Here is a 12,415-nt window from a genome sequence, read left to right as displayed (position 1 = left end):
TCCGTCACAGGGGCGCCACGGGCGCCGTCTCCGCGGACACCCAGGCGAGGTAGCGGTCGCTGCCGCGCACGACGGGCACCGCGATGATCTCCGGCGTCGCGTAGTCGTGCGCCGCGAGGAGGTGGGCCTCCAGCTCGTCGTACCGCTGGGCCGTCGTCTTGAACAGCACCTGCCACTCCTCGCCGGACTCGACGGCGCCCTCCCACCGGTAGACGGAGGTGACGGGTGCCGAGATCTGGGCGCAGGCGGCGAGCCGGGCGTCCACCGCGCCCCGGGCCAGGGTGTGGGCCTTCTCCTCGCTGTCCGTCGTGGTCAGTACGGTCAGCCATGCGGGCTCGGTCATTCCCGGGGCTCCTCGTCTCTCGGTGTCCGTGGCCCTTCGATTGTCGGCCTCCGCGGTGTCAGCCGCCGTACGGGTGCCGGGTCCTGGCTTCGCGCAGGGCACGGCCCCACCAGACCAGCTGGTCGAGCATCCTCTTGGCCGCCCCGTCGACCGTGGACGGGTCCTTGGGCACGCCCCGGTCGTCGAAGAGGGCTCCGGCGTTGTGGAAGGAGACGGTGTCGCGTACGGAGACGGCGTGCAGTTCGGCGAAGACCTGGCGCAGGTGTTCGACGGCCCGCAGGCCGCCGGAGATCCCCCCGTACGACACGAACGCGACGGGCTTCGCCTGCCATTCGGAGAAGTGCCGGTCGATGAGGTTCTTCAGCGGGGCCGGGTAGGAGTGGTTGTACTCGGGGGTCAGGACGACGAACGCGTCGGCGCGCGCCAGGCGCGGGGTCGCCAGGGCGGCCCCGGTGGCGGGCGGTTCGGTGTCGGCGACGTCGATCAGCTCGGTCTCGATGTCCGGGTGACCGGCCGCCCGCCCGAGGAACCATTCGGCGACGACGGGCCCGAAGCGGCCCTCGCGGTTGCTTCCGAGGATGACGGCCACCTTCAGCGGGGCGTCGGACGACGTGGGAACAGGTGTGGTGAGGTCCATGCGCAGCAGCCTCACACCTCAACCGTGATTGAGGTCAAGCGTGGCGCGGTGACACCTACGCTGGAGGCCATGACGATCTCCGCACCGGACCTCCACGTCGAGTTCGACGGCCGCCCCGCCACCGCGGACGATCTGCGGATCCCCGCCTTCGCGGGCTACGGCCACTTCACGGCGATGCAGGTGAGGGACCGTACGGTGCGCGGACTCGCCCTGCACCTGGACCGGCTGGACTCCGCGAACCGGGAGCTGTTCGGGCTCCCCCTGGACGGGGAGCACGTGCGAGGACTGATCGGGCACGCACTCGACGGCTCCGGGAGGCAGAACGCGTCGGTCCGCGTGCACGCCTACCTGCCGCCGGGCGGCACCGCGACGGTGCCGATGGTGACGGTGCGGGAGCCCGCCCGGACGGACGGTGCGGCGCTGAGCCTGATGTCGGTCCCGTTCTCGCGCGCCGTGCCGCACATCAAGCGCCCGGGCGAGTTCGCCCAGACCTACTACATGCGGCAGGCCAGGCGGGCGGGGTTCGACGACGCGCTGCTGACCTCGCCCGGCGGCATGGTGACCGAGGGCGCGGTCGCCAACATCGGCTTCTGGGACGGCGCTTCGGTGGTCTGGCCCGACGCCCCGGCCCTCACCGGCATCACCATGGCGCTGCTGGAGAGCGGACTCGCACGGACGGGCCGGCCCTCGGTCCGGCGCGGGGTGACACTGGAGGGCCTGGGCGCCTACCGGGCGGCCTTCGTCAGCAACTCGCAGGGCATCGCACCGGTCCACCGGATCGACGACACCCCCTTCGCCGTGGACGAGGACCTGATGAACCTGCTCGGTCAGGTGTACGAGGACTCGCCCCGCGAGAGCGTCTGACCGCCTCGGCGTGCGGGACCATGGGGCCATGCAGATCCACATCGAAGCCTCGGACCTCCCGGGCCGCACCTGCGGCCCCGACACCGACTTCGCCGGTTTCGACAACATCCACGTCGGCGTGCAGCGCAAGGACCGGCCGGGCGAGCTGCTCGGCCTGCATCCGGGCGACGCGGCTCGCGCCTCCTGGACCCTGGACTGCGCCACCGCGTCCACCGCGGAGGGCGTCGAGGTGTCGGGCCCGTACATCCAGAACCGGCTCGGAGGGCGCTTCGTCTACCTGTCCTGGGGCACCGTGGACGACTCCGGAGCCTTCACGATGTTCCGGCGCGCCAAGCTCATGATGAGCGACATCGGCCCCGAGGTCCTGGAGGACGCCGCGAGGACCGGGCACCTCACCGCACGGCTGCGCCTGAGCGACGGCCGGGGGCAGCCGCGGTGCGCGCGCGTGCGCCCGCCGGACATCACCTGGTCCTCGGCGGACCGGAGTGGCGCGGGCGCGCCGTGAGGCGCGGGGGACAAGACACCGCCCCCACCGGTCCCGGGGGGGGTGGGCCGGTGAGGGCAGTTGCCTTGGGGCCGGCGGGGGGCTGCCGTCCCGTGGGGGGGTAGGGAGCGTTTTCCCGGTCGACCCGAGTCCATTCGTGTGACGTACGTCACACATGGATGCCGGGACGGTCACCCGATCGGCACCGGACGGCCGCGTCGGCCTTCGGCACCTCCGCGACCTGCACCGGACCGGGCCGGCGGACGCTCCACCGAGGGCCGTACGGGTGAAAACTGATGCTGCGTCAGCATGCGGCCGGCCGTCGCGGACCGTTACCTCGGAGGCAGGACACATCCGTCTGCCCGGAGGATTCCCATGCGCAGCCCTGCCCGCTTCGTGACCGGTACCGCCGCCGCGGCCCTCACCGCCGCCGCGCTGGGCCTCGCGGCCCCGTCCGTCCACGCGGACAGCCTCGGCAGACCGGATCTCACCGCCACGGCCGCCGCACCCGGGGCGGCGGACTGCGGACCTGAGGGCGCGGCGGAGTGCGACAGCGCCGCGGCGGCCCCCGTGGAGCCCGCGCCGGCCGATGACCTCGGGACCGGGGAGCTGGGATCCGAGGACCCGGCAGCCGATGACCTGGAGCCGCTCGGCTCCCTTGACCCCGCCGAGGACCCCGCGGCGGTCTCGGGGCCCGCCTGGCCGGAGGCCGGCGAGGAGGAGCTGGATCCCGGCGCCGCCGACGAGGCCGCGCCGGTCCAGCCGCCCGGGGCCGGAACCGGCACGTCTCCCGGAGAGCGCCCCGGACCCGTGCCGCCGCCCGGGACCGACCCCGGTTCCGCGAAGCCGCCCGTGCAGCCCGGCCACCGGCCCACGACCGCTCCCAGCCCCAGCAGGCCCTCCGGGCATGTCGGGACGGGCGTCGGCGGCAGCGCCGCCCCCGACACCGCCCAGCTCGCCGCGGGTGCCGGCCTCGTCGCGGCGGCGGCCGTCGTCGGTGTCCTGCTCCTGCGCCGCCGCCGCACGGGCGGCGGCCTGTACCGCTGAGCGCGGACGCCGGAGGACGAGACGTGGACAGGACGGCGCTGAAGGCCAGGGGCTGGCTGGCCGGCATCACCGCGCTCTGCGGGATATGGCTGCTCCAGACCGGCGCGGACGTGCGGACCGCCGCCCCCCAGCCGTCGGCCGCCCAGGCCTTCTCCGGCGGTCCCGGACCGCGGCCGGGCACAGAGGTCGCCGCACGGCCGCGTTCCTCCGAACCGGTCAGGATCCGCATCCCGGGCATCGGTGTGGACGCGCCCATGACGGGGCTCGGGCTGGGTGCGGACGGCAGCCTCGACGCTCCGCCCGCCGGGAACCGCAACCTCGCGGGCTGGTTCGAGGACGGGACCCCTCCCGGGGCCGAGGGAACCGCGATAGTCGCCGGCCATGTGGACAACGCGGAGGGCCCGTCCGTCTTCTACGCCCTCGGATCGCTGAAGAAGGGCGCCCCGGTACAGATCGACGGAGAGGACGGCCGCACCGCCGTCTTCTCCGTCGACGCGGTCGAGGTGTACGAGAAGGACGAGTTTCCCGACAAGCGGGTCTACGGCGCCACCGCGCACGCCTCGCTGCGGCTGATCACCTGCGGCGGCGGCTTCACCCGCGAGACCGGGTACCAGGGCAACGTGGTGGCGTACGCCCACCTCACCGAGGTGCGCTGATCAAGCGGTCCACTGGTCGAAGCCCAACTTGGCGACCAGCGAGAACACCACGACCAGCAGGACACCGCGGACGAAGTCGCTGCCCTTCCTCAGCGCCATCCGCGCACCGAACATCCCGCCGGCCAGATTGAATACGGCCATCAGGGCGGCCAGCTGCCACAGCACGGTGCCCTGGTAGGCGAACATCGCGAGGGCGCCGGCGTTGGTGCAGACGTTCACGATCTTGGCGGTGGCGGAGGCGGTGACCAGGTCCAGGTGGAGCACGGCGGTGAGCGCCAGCACCAGGAAGGTGCCGGTTCCCGGACCGAACAGCCCGTCGTAGAAGCCGATGCCTCCGCCGACCACCACGATCGCGGTGACCGTACGGGCCCGGGTGACCTTCCCGCCCTGGCCGTCGCCGGCCGCCGCGGTGCCGAAGGACGGCCTCAGCATCACGAAGGCCGCGACGGCGAGCAGCACAACCATGATCACCGGGCGGAGCACGTCGCTGCTGATGCCCGCCGCGAAGAAGGCCCCGGTCATCGATCCGGCGAGCGCCATGAGGCCGATCCGCACGGCGGTGCCCACCCGCACCGGCGCCTTGCGCACATAGGTGACGGCGGCGCCCGAGGTGCCGACGATGGCGACGGCCTTGTTGGTGCCGAGGATGTGCGCGGCCGGGACGTGCGGGAGTCCGAGCAGCAGGGCGGGCAGGAGCAGCAGCCCACCGCCGCCCACCACCGCGTCGATCCAGCCGGCCGCCGCTGCGGCGAGGCAGAGGACGACCAGGGTGGTGAGGGTTATGTCAGGCATGCTCACGACCTTAGACGGACCCGGTGGCCCCTCCCTCACAGAGGACGCCATGGCGCGCTGAGCGCAAGGTTCCTCCCGGGAAACAGGAGGGATCCGGTCGGGTAACACCCACCACGCACTCTCGTCGGTATGAGGACACAGACGGAGAACGCGGCGCGGGTGGTGGTGATCGGCGCCGGGATGGCGGGCGCGCGGCTCGCCGCCCGGGTCCCCGGTGTCACCGTCATCGGCGAGGAGGCCCACGCACCGTACAACAGGGTGCTGCTGGCCGAGGTGCTCGCCGGCCGGTACGAGCCGGACGTGATCGCGCTGCCGCCCGCCGAGGTGCGGCGCGGAGTGCGCGCCGTCCGGGTCGACCGGGCGGAGCGCCAGGTGCTCTGCGACGACGGCAGCGTCGTCGGCTACGAGCGCCTGGTGCTGGCCACCGGCTCCAACCCGGTACTGCCGCCGCTGCGGGGCCTCGGTCACATGCTCCCTGACGGGGTGCACCCCTTCCGCACCCTCGACGACTGCCTGGCCCTGCGCGCCGCGGTCCGCCCCGGTGTGCGCGCCGTCGTCATCGGTGGCGGGCTCCTCGGGGTGTCGGCCGCCCGCGCGCTGGCCGAGTGCGGCGCCCAGGTGGTGCTGGCCCAGCAGGGCGAGCACCTCATGGAGCGGCAGCTGGACGCGGAGGCGGCCGGGATGCTGCGCCGCCACCTGGAGGCCCTCGGCGTCGAGGTGCACACCGAGTGCCGGGTCCGCGGGCTGCGCTGCACCGACGGGGACACCCCCGCGGTGCGGGCCGTGGAGCTCGCCGACGGTTACGAGCTGGAGGCCGAGATCACGGTGCTGGCCTGCGGAGTCCGCCCCCGGGCGGGTCTGGCGCAGGCCGCCGGGCTGGAGGTCCGCAAGGGCATCGTCGTCGACGACGAGCTGCGCACCTCGGACCCCTACATCCACGCCGTGGGGGACTGTGCCGAACACAGCGGGACGGTCTACGGGCTGGCCGGTGCCGCGCTCGAACAGGCCGACGTGCTGGCCGAGGTGCTGGCCGGACGCCCCGCGCGCTACGAGGGCACGCGGGCCCTGACCCGGCTCACCCTGCGCTCGCCCTCCGCCACCCCCGCCGTCGCCGCCGGGGCACCTGGCGGACTCGACCTGGCCGCCTTCGGCGACTCCCGTCCGATGCCCGGCGACGACGTGATCCGGCTGGCCGACGCCACCCGGGGCGCGTACCGCACGGTCGTCGTCCGGGGCGACCGGCTGGCGGGCGGGGTGCTCTTCGGCGATCTCGCCGCGGTCGGCACCCTCGCCCGGACCTGGCAGGACGACGAACCCCTCCCCGCCGACATGTCCCTGCTCCACCTGCTCACCAACGACGGAGGCTTCTGATGCCGGTGTCCACTCCCCCGAACGCCCCCACCGCAGGCGTGCCGACGATCGTGGTCGTCGGGCACGGCATGGTCGGGCAGCGGTTCCTGGAAGCGCTCGCCGACCGCGGCCTGACCGCCACCGCCGGGACCGCCAGGGTCGTCGTGCTCTGCGAGGAGCCCCGCCCGGCGTACGACCGGGTGCAGCTGACCTCGTACTTCTCCGGGAGGACACCGGAGGACCTCTCGCTCGTCGAGGCCGGTTTCATGGAGCGCCACGGCGTCGAGCTGCGCGTCGGTGACCCGGCGACCAGCGTCGACCGTGAGGCGCGCACCGTCACCGCGCGCTCCGGTGAGACCTTCTCCTACGACACGCTGGTGCTGGCCACCGGTTCGTACCCCTTCGTCCCGCCCGTCCCGGGCAAGGACGCCGAGGGCTGCTTCGTCTACCGCACCATCGAGGACCTCCTCGCGATCGAGGAGTACGCGAAGACCGCGAGGACCGGCGCGGTCGTCGGCGGCGGGCTGCTCGGCCTGGAGGCCGCGGGCGCCCTGAAGGGTCTCGGACTGAGCACGCACGTCGTGGAGTTCGCGCCCCGGCTGATGCCGGTCCAGGTGGACGAGGGCGGCGGCGCCGCGCTGCTGCGCACCATCGAGAACATGGGCCTCTCCGTCCACACCGGTGTGGGCACCCAGGAGGTCACCGCGGGCGAGGACGGCCGGGTCAACGGCATGGCGCTGTCGGACGGCTCCTCGCTCGCGACCGACCTCGTCGTCTTCTCCGCCGGCGTACGCCCCCGGGACCAGCTGGCCCGCGACTGCGGTCTGGCGGTCGGCCCGCGCGGCGGCATCATCGTCGACGAGGAGTGCCGCACCTCCGACAGCGACGTCTTCGCGATCGGCGAGTGCGCGCTGGCCTCGGACGGCCGGGTCTACGGACTGGTCGCGCCGGGGTACGAGATGGCCCTGGCGGTCGCCGAGGTGATCGCGGGCAACGCGGCCTCCTTCACCGGCGCCGACCTCTCGACGAAGCTCAAGCTGCTCGGGGTGGACGTCGCCTCCTTCGGCGACGCGCACGGCGCGGCCGAGGGATGTCTCGACGTGGTGTACGCGGACTCCCGCTCGGGCGTCTACAAGAAGCTGGTGATCGGCCAGGACGGCACGCTGCTCGGCGGTGTCCTCGTGGGTGACGCCGACCAGTACGGCACCCTGCGGCCCATGACGGGCACGGTCCTGCCGGTCGCCCCGGAGCAGCTGGTGCTGCCGGCGGGCGCGGGCGGCCCGGTCACCCTCGGCCCGTCCTCGCTGCCCGACGAGGCCGTGATCTGCTCCTGCCACAACGTCACCAAGGGCGCGATCTGCGAGCACACCACACTCCCCGAGGTGAAGAAGTGCACCAAGGCGGGTACCGGGTGCGGCAGTTGCGTCAAGGTCATCGGGCAGCTGCTTCCCCAGCCCGAGGACCAGGGGCTGTGCGGCTGCTTCGAGTACACCCGCACCGAGCTGTACGAGATCGTCCGCACCCTCGGAGTCACGACGTACGCCGCCCTCCTCGACTCGCACGGCCGCGAGGCGGCCCGCGGCGGTGACGGCTGCGAGGTCTGCAAGCCCACGGTGGGCTCGATCATCGCCTCCCTCGCCCCGACGGTCGGCGCGAGCGGCTACGTCCTGGACGGCGAGCAGGCGGCCCTGCAGGACACCAACGACCACTTCCTGGCCAACCTCCAGCGCAACGGCTCGTACTCCATCGTGCCGCGCATCCCCGGTGGTGAGATCACCCCGGAGAAGCTGATCGTGATCGGCGAGGTGGCCCGGGACTTCGGCCTCTACACGAAGATCACCGGCGGCCAGCGCATCGACCTCTTCGGGGCCCGCGTCGACCAGCTGCCGCTGATCTGGACCCGCCTGGTGGACGCCGGCTTCGAGTCCGGCCACGCCTACGGGAAGTCGCTGCGCACGGTCAAGTCCTGTGTGGGGCAGACCTGGTGCCGCTACGGTGTCCAGGACTCGGTGAAGATGGCCATCGACCTGGAGCTCCGCTACCGGGGCCTGCGCTCCCCGCACAAGCTGAAGTCGGCGGTCTCGGGCTGCGCCCGGGAGTGCGCGGAGGCCCGCGGCAAGGACTTCGGGATCATCGCCACGGCGCAGGGCTGGAACCTCTACGTCGGCGGCAACGGCGGCGCCACCCCGCGCCACGCGGACCTGCTCGCCCAGGACCTCTCCGACGCCGAACTGGTCCGCCTGATCGACCGGTTCCTGATGTTCTACATCCGCACGGCGGACCGGCTGGAGCGCACCTCGACCTGGCTGGACCGGATCGAGGGCGGGCTGGACCACGTGCGCGACGTCGTCGTCCACGACTCGCTGGGCCTCTGCGACGAGCTGGAGCGGCTGATGGCCGACCACGTCGCCGGCTACCGCGACGAGTGGGCCGAAACCATCAACGACCCGGAGCGGCTCCGCCGCTTCGTCACCTTCGTGAACGCCCCCGACGCCCCCGACCCCTCGGTCAAGTTCGTCCCGGAGCGCGACCAGGTCAAGCCCGACCTGGACATCCTCGCGGGCCCGGTGCTCGCCATCCGTACTCTTGAAGGGACCTCTTCCTGATGACGACCCAGACGATGGAAACGGCGCAGGACACCCGGTCGATCCAGCTCGCGGACGGGGACGGCTGGCTCACGGTCTGCGACCGTTCGCTGCTGACCCCGGGGCGCGGTGTGGCGGCGCTCCTGCCGGACGGCCGCCAGGTCGCGCTGTTCGTGGACCGGGCGGGGCGCGCGTACGCGATCGACAACCGGGATCCGTTCACCGGTGCGTACGTCCTCTCCCGGGGCCTGGTCGGCTCCGCCGGGGGGCGTCCGTTCGTCGCCTCGCCGCTGCTGAAGCAGCGCTTCGACCTGGAGACGGGCGCCTGCCTGGACGACGACGACGTCAGCGTGCCGGTCTTCGCGGTCCGCGCGGACTGACCCCGCCCTGTTCATGACACGTTGGAGATCCGGCAACCACGCGCCTCTACTGTCCTGACGTTCGACCCGCCGGGCCGACCGGACCGGCGGGCCAGCACGTCACCCGTGGAGTGATCGTGGAACGTCGGACCTTCTTGCGCACGGCCGTGATCGGCGGCTCGGCGGCGGCCTTCGGCGGCACCCTGTGGCGGGGTGCCGCCTTCGCCGACCCCGCACAGCCCGCCGCCGGCCCGTACGGTGCGCTGCAGGCGGCCAACGGCAACGGCATCCTGCTGCCGAGCGGATTCACCAGCAGGATCATCGCGCGTTCGGGACAGACCGTCCCGGGCACCTCGTACCGCTGGCACAGCGCGCCCGACGGAGGGGCCACCTTCACGGACGGCGGCGGCTGGATCTACGTCTCCAACGCCGAGGTGTCCTCGGGCAGCGGGGGCGGGGCGAGCGCGGTGCGCTTCAGCTCCTCGGGGGCCGTCACCTCCGCGTACCGGATCCTGTCCGGAACGAACAACAACTGCGCGGGCGGCAGGACCCCGTGGAACACCTGGCTCTCGTGCGAGGAGGTCACGCGCGGCTTCGTGTACGAGACCGACCCGTGGGGAGTGAACGCCGCCGTGCAGCGCCCGGCGCTCGGCCGGTTCAAGCACGAGGCGGCGGCCGCGGACCCCGACCACGGGTACGTGTACCTGACCGAGGACGAGACGGACGGCCGCTTCTACCGCTTCCGTCCCACCACCTGGGGCAGCCTCGCGAGCGGCACCCTCCAGGTGCTGGTGGCGGGGACCGGGACGAGCGGTCCGGTGACCTGGACGACGGTTCCCGACCCGGACGGCTCCCCCACCCAGACCCGCTACCAGGTCTCCGGCGCCAAGGTGTTCAACGGCGGCGAGGGCTGCTTCTACGCGGCGGGCACCTGCTGGTTCACCACCAAGGGCGACAACCGGGTGTGGGCGTACGACGCGAACGCCTCGTCCCTCTCGCTCGCCTACGACGACTCGCTCGTCACGGGCGGCAGCGCCCCTCTGACGGGCGTCGACAACGTCACCCGGTCCGCCTCGGGCGACCTGTACGTCGCCGAGGACGGCGGAAGCATGGAGATCTGCCTGATCACCCCGGACGACACCGTCGCCCCGTTCCTGCGGATCAGCGGCCAGTCCGGCTCGGAGATCACCGGCCCGGCCTTCTCGCCGGACGGACGGCGGCTGTACTTCTCCTCGCAGCGCGGAACCAGCGGCAGCTCCTCGGGCGGGATCACCTACGAGGTCACGGGGCCGTTCCGCTCCTGACGCCTGCGGCAGCGGTCGCGGCGCCGGTTCCGCGGCCGCTCCCTCCCCGGGGTTCAGGCCTGGCCCCCGGCCGCGGCCGGGTCCATCCAGACGATTTCCCAGATGTGGTGGTCGGGGTCCTGGAAGGAGCGGCCGTACATGAAGCCCTCGTCCATGGGGTCGTTGGCGGGCGACCCGCCGTTGGCGAGCGCGGCGTCGGCGAGCTCGTCGACCTTCTCCCGGCTGTCCGCGCTCAGGGCGATGAGGACCTCGGTCGTTCTGGAGGAGTCGGCGATCTCCTTCCTGGTGAAGTCCTTGAAGCGCGGCTCGCTGATGAGCATGGCGAAGATGGTGTCGCTGATGACGAGACAGGCGGTCGTGTCGTCGCTGAACTGCGGGTTGAATCCGAAGCCGAGCTTCCCGAAGAAGTTCTTCGTCGTCTCGAGGTCCTTGACCGGCAGGTTCACGAAGATCATCTGAGGCTGAGGCATGGTGTTCCCACTCTTCCGTCCGGCACTCTGCGGTGCTCCCGCGCGCTCCGTACGAGCGCTTACGAGAGGTAGACGACCGGGCTCCGCGAAACTCATCGCTTCCCGGCCGGGTGATGGCGCCACGCCTCCGGTTCCGGCCCTCAGAGCACGGGGAGCGGGGCTCCGCCCCTGAGGAGGGCCGCGCCCAGCGGGGTGAGCGTGTGCAGGACCGAGCCGCCGTGGCGCAGGGTCCGGACCAGCCCGGCCTCGCGCAGTACGCAGGCGTGCTGGCTCGCCGAGGCGAGGGACACCCCGGTCCTGCGGGCCAGCTCGCTGGTCGTGCAGCCGTTGCCTATGGAGCGCAGGACCGCGGAGCGGGTGTGGCCCACCAGCCGGCCGAGCCAGGGCCCGGGTTCCGCGAACGCCGGGGCGCCGGGGTGGGTGACCGGGTAGACGAGGACCGGCGGGAGACCCGGGTCGCGGTAGACGACGGGAGTGCCCCGGCAGAAGAACGACGGCTGGAGGAGCAGTCCCCGCCCGTCGAGGCGCACGTCCCGGTCGACGGGGTAGTCGGCCTCCAGCACGGGGGGACGCCAGCGGATCATCGGCGGCAGGGTGGCCAGCAGTTCGTCCGCCCCGCCGTCCAGGAGGGCGCGGCCGCGGACGGCGCGGTCGGCCTCGACGCTCGCCCGGATGTGCGACCAGTACGGCTCCACCGCGGCGCGGTGATAGGCCCGCAGGGTGGAGACGAGGCGCCCCAGCGGCTCCGTCCGGCCCTCGGCGAGCGCATCCGTCAGGGCGCCGGGCGCCTGCCCCCCGGACGGCCGGCGGCCGGCGGTGCCGTTGCCGGAGAGCAGCCCGATCTCTCCGCGGACGCGGTCCACGGGTGTGTCGCGCAGCGCCTCCATTCCGGCGTCGAGTCCGAACGGCTCACCGGCCCCCTCCGAGGGCGTCAGGAAGTCGGGGAAATAGCCCCGGGGAGGGACGACCGCGGAGAGCAGACGCGTTTCACCGTTCAACCGGTTACGGGATTCCTTCCGCCATTTCCCGAACACCGTGGAACCCCGCCGGTCTCTCAGTCGGTGAAAACTGAGAACGGTCTCCCACATCGCGTCCGGCCTCGTGGCCATCCGCACACGCGAAAGGTCCACTCCGGACACATGGATACGCAGCACCGAACCCCCACTGTTGCACTCGCAATTGCCCCCACCGAAGCGTATGCACGGCGTCACAGGAGGTCACCACGGGGTTTCGGCCACAGTTGAAATGCCTCGCCCGAATCCGCGCCACCCGAAAGGCTGTACGACGTCGGGTGCGTTACCGGAGTCATCGAGGAGCGGGTGAAGGCCGTGGGGGGCTTTGCCTGTTCGGCGGCGGTGAACGACGGTGCGGCTCCGCATCCGGCAGGGGTAAGCGGGTGCGGCCCGGGGGTGGGGATCCCCGGGCCGCACCCAGGCCCCGCCTCTCGCCTTTGCGCACCGAACGGGGAAAAGCCGGGGCTTTCACATGGTTGGCTTTTCAATTGACGAAGCGGCGGCACCCCCG

The 12,415-nt window shown here is 72.6% G+C and carries 13 protein-coding genes; 8 read left to right on the top strand and 5 right to left on the bottom strand.

The window, feature by feature from the left end; translation table 11 throughout:
• Positions 1–4: 4 nt before the first annotated feature.
• Both cutA and ACIRJR_RS11655 read right to left on the bottom strand, forming a co-directional pair.
• Positions 5–343, bottom strand: coding sequence for a divalent-cation tolerance protein CutA (gene cutA, locus ACIRJR_RS11660; RefSeq protein ID WP_403777538.1), 339 nt, complete (start codon positions 341–343; stop codon positions 5–7).
• 58 nt (positions 344–401) lie between these two features.
• Entirely contained in the window at positions 402–980 is a 579-nt protein-coding gene (locus ACIRJR_RS11655; RefSeq protein ID WP_403778710.1) for an NADPH-dependent FMN reductase, read from the bottom strand.
• A 69-nt stretch (positions 981–1,049) separates the two neighbouring features.
• Here ACIRJR_RS11655 and ACIRJR_RS11650 point away from each other — a divergent pair, with 69 nt between their 5' ends.
• The 4 genes from ACIRJR_RS11650 to ACIRJR_RS11635 all read left to right on the top strand — a co-directional run bounded on the left by ACIRJR_RS11650 (position 1,050) and on the right by ACIRJR_RS11635 (position 4,031).
• Positions 1,050–1,844, top strand: a complete 795-nt coding sequence (locus ACIRJR_RS11650; protein ID WP_403777535.1) for an aminotransferase class IV — start codon at positions 1,050–1,052, stop codon at positions 1,842–1,844.
• A 28-nt stretch (positions 1,845–1,872) separates the two neighbouring features.
• Positions 1,873–2,349 carry a DUF5990 family protein gene (locus tag ACIRJR_RS11645; protein ID WP_403777532.1) on the top strand — a complete coding sequence of 159 codons (477 nt, stop codon included), beginning with the start codon at positions 1,873–1,875 and terminating at the stop codon, positions 2,347–2,349.
• 354 nt (positions 2,350–2,703) lie between these two features.
• On the top strand, positions 2,704–3,375 hold the full coding sequence (locus ACIRJR_RS11640) for a hypothetical protein (RefSeq protein ID WP_403777529.1): 672 nt from the start codon (positions 2,704–2,706) through the stop codon (positions 3,373–3,375).
• A gap of 23 nt (positions 3,376–3,398) precedes the next feature.
• Positions 3,399–4,031 carry a class F sortase gene (locus ACIRJR_RS11635; protein WP_403777526.1) on the top strand — a complete coding sequence of 211 codons (633 nt, stop codon included), beginning with the start codon at positions 3,399–3,401 and terminating at the stop codon, positions 4,029–4,031.
• Here ACIRJR_RS11635 and ACIRJR_RS11630 read toward each other — a convergent pair whose 3' ends face one another.
• Positions 4,032–4,823: a sulfite exporter TauE/SafE family protein gene (locus tag ACIRJR_RS11630; protein ID WP_403777523.1), complete on the bottom strand. Its 792-nt coding sequence runs from the start codon at positions 4,821–4,823 to the stop codon at positions 4,032–4,034.
• A 129-nt stretch (positions 4,824–4,952) separates the two neighbouring features.
• On the opposite strand from ACIRJR_RS11630, the gene ACIRJR_RS11625 reads away from it, so the two are divergent.
• The 4 genes from ACIRJR_RS11625 (at position 4,953) to ACIRJR_RS11610 (ending at position 10,421) form a co-directional block, all read left to right on the top strand.
• Positions 4,953–6,194, top strand: coding sequence for an NAD(P)/FAD-dependent oxidoreductase (locus tag ACIRJR_RS11625; RefSeq protein WP_403777520.1), 1,242 nt, complete (start codon positions 4,953–4,955; stop codon positions 6,192–6,194).
• Entirely contained in the window at positions 6,194–8,779 is a 2,586-nt protein-coding gene (gene nirB / locus ACIRJR_RS11620) for a nitrite reductase large subunit NirB (RefSeq protein ID WP_403777517.1), read from the top strand. The genes ACIRJR_RS11625 and nirB overlap by 1 nt, the downstream gene beginning before the upstream one ends.
• Entirely contained in the window at positions 8,779–9,138 is a 360-nt protein-coding gene (gene nirD, locus ACIRJR_RS11615; protein ID WP_403777514.1) for a nitrite reductase small subunit NirD, read from the top strand. Before nirB ends, nirD begins: the two co-directional genes overlap by 1 nt.
• A 116-nt stretch (positions 9,139–9,254) precedes the next feature.
• A complete protein-coding gene (locus tag ACIRJR_RS11610; RefSeq protein WP_403777511.1) occupies positions 9,255–10,421 on the top strand; it encodes an alkaline phosphatase PhoX in 1,167 nt (388 codons plus the stop codon).
• 53 nt (positions 10,422–10,474) lie between these two features.
• Here ACIRJR_RS11610 and ACIRJR_RS11605 read toward each other — a convergent pair whose 3' ends face one another.
• Together ACIRJR_RS11605 and ACIRJR_RS11600 are read right to left on the bottom strand one after the other, a co-directional pair.
• Positions 10,475–10,891, bottom strand: coding sequence for a VOC family protein (locus ACIRJR_RS11605; protein WP_403777508.1), 417 nt, complete (start codon positions 10,889–10,891; stop codon positions 10,475–10,477).
• A gap of 140 nt (positions 10,892–11,031) precedes the next feature.
• Entirely contained in the window at positions 11,032–12,045 is a 1,014-nt protein-coding gene (locus tag ACIRJR_RS11600; protein WP_403777505.1) for a helix-turn-helix domain-containing protein, read from the bottom strand.
• Between the last annotated feature and the right edge of the window lie 370 nt (positions 12,046–12,415).

This window comes from Streptomyces sp. NPDC102402 (assembly GCF_044765765.1).
Lineage (GTDB): Bacteria > Actinomycetota > Actinomycetes > Streptomycetales > Streptomycetaceae > Streptomyces.
The sequence above is the reverse complement of the archived record's forward strand: the minus strand, read 5'-3'. Positions and strand labels throughout refer to the sequence as shown.

Excerpts from the sequence above, each read along its gene's own strand:
- cutA (WP_403777538.1), bottom strand. The coding sequence starts at position 343 with ATGACCGAGCCCGCATGGCTGACCGTACTGACCACGACGGACAGCGAG.
- ACIRJR_RS11655 (WP_403778710.1), bottom strand. The coding sequence starts at position 980 with ATGGACCTCACCACACCTGTTCCCACGTCGTCCGACGCCCCGCTGAAG.
- ACIRJR_RS11650 (WP_403777535.1), top strand. The coding sequence starts at position 1,050 with ATGACGATCTCCGCACCGGACCTCCACGTCGAGTTCGACGGCCGCCCC.
- ACIRJR_RS11645 (WP_403777532.1), top strand. The coding sequence starts at position 1,873 with ATGCAGATCCACATCGAAGCCTCGGACCTCCCGGGCCGCACCTGCGGC.
- ACIRJR_RS11640 (WP_403777529.1), top strand. The coding sequence starts at position 2,704 with ATGCGCAGCCCTGCCCGCTTCGTGACCGGTACCGCCGCCGCGGCCCTC.
- ACIRJR_RS11630 (WP_403777523.1), bottom strand. The coding sequence starts at position 4,823 with ATGCCTGACATAACCCTCACCACCCTGGTCGTCCTCTGCCTCGCCGCA.
- ACIRJR_RS11625 (WP_403777520.1), top strand. The coding sequence starts at position 4,953 with ATGAGGACACAGACGGAGAACGCGGCGCGGGTGGTGGTGATCGGCGCC.
- nirB (WP_403777517.1), top strand. The coding sequence starts at position 6,194 with ATGCCGGTGTCCACTCCCCCGAACGCCCCCACCGCAGGCGTGCCGACG.
- nirD (WP_403777514.1), top strand. The coding sequence starts at position 8,779 with ATGACGACCCAGACGATGGAAACGGCGCAGGACACCCGGTCGATCCAG.
- ACIRJR_RS11605 (WP_403777508.1), bottom strand. The coding sequence starts at position 10,891 with ATGCCTCAGCCTCAGATGATCTTCGTGAACCTGCCGGTCAAGGACCTC.